Below are 2051 nucleotides of genomic sequence, written 5' to 3'. Positions count from 1 at the left end.
GGCGGCGTCGAGGCTGTCGATGATGTCGTCCATCTGGGCCGGGGTGATCTCGACATAGATGGCGTCGCCGCCCACCGCCGAAACGAGCAGGCGATAGCCGTTGTCGTGTTCGTGCAGGCTGAAGGTTTCGAGGGACTGCAGCTTGGCCATGGTCTTGTCCGGGTCCGGTCTGGAGGAAGCGGGCATATAGGGCGTGATGGTCCCCATGACCACGGTCTTGGGCCGAAAACCTTGTCCCGCGACGCGGGCCTCGCCCTCAGCCCGGGCGCAGCGCGCCCCGCCGCAGCATGGCGATATGGGCCGCGATCAGCGACTCGCGCTCGACCCAGGGGAATTCCGGCCGGGCGACCAGCAGCGACACCAGGCCGTGAAGGGCGGCCCACAGGGTCTGGGTCAAGCGCTCGGGATCATCGTCCAGGGTCAGGCCGTGGGCCTGCAGGTCGGCGACCATGCCCAGAAACGCGCCGAACGCCTCGACCCCGGCCTGCATCGCCCGGCCGCCGGTGCGGGCCAGGAAGGTCCCGTCATGGCTCTTCTCGATCATGAAGGCCACGCGGTAGGCGTCGGGGTTCTCCAGGCCGAAATCGATATAGACCCGCATGGCCTTGTCGAAACAGGCCTGGGAAGGAGTCCAGTCGGCCTTGGCCGCGGCCATCCGCGCCGACAGGGTCGCGAACGCCCGCACGCACAGGTCGGCGATCAGGTCGTCCTTGGTGGCGAAATAGGCATAGAGGGCCGGCTGCGAGATGCCCGCCGCCTCGGCGATCTGCCGGGTCGAGACCGCGTGCAGTCCGTCGCGGGTGAACAGGCTCAGGGCCGCGTCGAGGATCTCCTCGCGGCGCTCGCCGCCCTGCCCCTTGGCCTTGCGGGGGGATCGAACCAGAGGTGCTTTCATCGTTTGCGAGCTTTCCGTCACCGCGCCAAGCTTGACAAGGCGTGATAATCTATCACTGATAACTTATCACTGATTGATGGTCGAGGCGAGTCATGGGCGCGATGAGCTCTAGCGGCGATGGCGGACGACGCCGGCTGGCCTTGACCGCCTCGTGCCTGATCCTGTCGGCCTGCGGTCCCGCCAAGGCCCCGCCCGCCGCCGCGCCGCCCCAGGCGGTCGAGGCGGTGGTCGTCGCCGCGCCCAATGCGATCGCCAGCATCACCGCCACCGGCGCGCTGGAGCGCCGCCGCGAGATGGCCCTGTCGTTCCGCATCGCCGGGGTGCTGACCGCCGTCACCGTCGAGGCCGGCGACACGGTGCGGGCCGGCCAGGTTCTGGCCGCCATCGATCCCGCCGCCGTCGAGGCCCGCAACCAACAAACCGGCGTCGACCTGGAGCGGGCCCGCCGCGACCTGGAGCGCGACCGCGTCCTCTTTGCCAAGGGCTATGTCTCCAAGGCCCGGCTGGACGACCGCGAGAGCGCGGTGAAGGCCGCCGGGGCCGCCCAGAACGCCGCCGCCTTCGACCGGCGCTGGGCCCGGCTGGTCTCTCCCGCCTCGGGGGTGGTGCTGGAGCGCCGCGCCCAGGCCGGCGAGGTCGCCGCCCCAGGCCAGACCATCGTCCGCGTCGCCGATCTGCAAAGCCCGCTGGTGCTGCGCGCCCCCCTGGCCGACCGCGACGTCAGCCGGGTCCGAGTCGGATCGGCCGTCCAGATCACCGTCGACGCCCTGCCCGGCCAGACCCTGGGCGGCGTCGTCACCCGGGTCGGCCAGGCCGCCGACGCCCGCACCGGCGCGGTGATGGTCGAGATCGAACTGGCGGCCCGCCCCGAGCTGCGCAGCGGCCAGATCGCCACCGCCCGCATCGTCACCGCCGCCCCGGACAAGGGGGCCGGCTTCTCGCGCATCCCGGCCGAAGCCCTGCTCGAGGCCTCGGGCGACAAGGCCTCGGTCCTGCGCATCGACGGCGGCGTGGCGCGCCGCACGAGCGTGCGGTTCGGCGGCTTCGACGGCGACGACGCCCTGGTCGCGGGCCTGGCCGACGGCGCGCGGGTGATCACCGCCGGGGCCGGCTTCGTCTCGGACGGCGAAAAGGTCGCGGTCGTCGATCCTCGCCG

The 2051-nt window shown here is 71.7% G+C and carries 3 protein-coding genes; 1 reads left to right on the top strand and 2 read right to left on the bottom strand.

The window, feature by feature from the left end; translation table 11 throughout:
• Both CSW58_RS12910 and CSW58_RS12905 read right to left on the bottom strand, forming a co-directional pair.
• A partial coding sequence (locus tag CSW58_RS12910) for a hypothetical protein (RefSeq protein WP_099447558.1) occupies window positions 1-150 on the bottom strand: 150 nt, incomplete at its 3' end.
• Window positions 151-256: 106 nt separating this feature from the next.
• Entirely contained in the window at window positions 257-895 is a 639-nt protein-coding gene (locus CSW58_RS12905) for a TetR/AcrR family transcriptional regulator (RefSeq protein WP_099447556.1), read from the bottom strand.
• A gap of 101 nt (window positions 896-996) precedes the next feature.
• Here CSW58_RS12905 and CSW58_RS12900 point away from each other — a divergent pair.
• Window positions 997-2051 (top strand): efflux RND transporter periplasmic adaptor subunit (locus CSW58_RS12900; protein ID WP_099447557.1); only part of this gene is annotated, 1055 nt, incomplete at its 3' end.

Source organism: Caulobacter sp. B11 (assembly GCF_002737765.1).
In the GTDB taxonomy this organism is placed as follows: Bacteria; Pseudomonadota; Alphaproteobacteria; order Caulobacterales; family Caulobacteraceae; genus Caulobacter.
Note: the sequence above shows the minus strand (reverse complement) of the source record. Positions and strands in the feature narration are given on the sequence as shown.

Coding starts and splice junctions, on each gene's coding strand:
- CSW58_RS12905 (WP_099447556.1), bottom strand. CDS start 895: ATGAAAGCACCTCTGGTTCGATCCCCCCGCAAGGCCAAGGGGCAGGGC.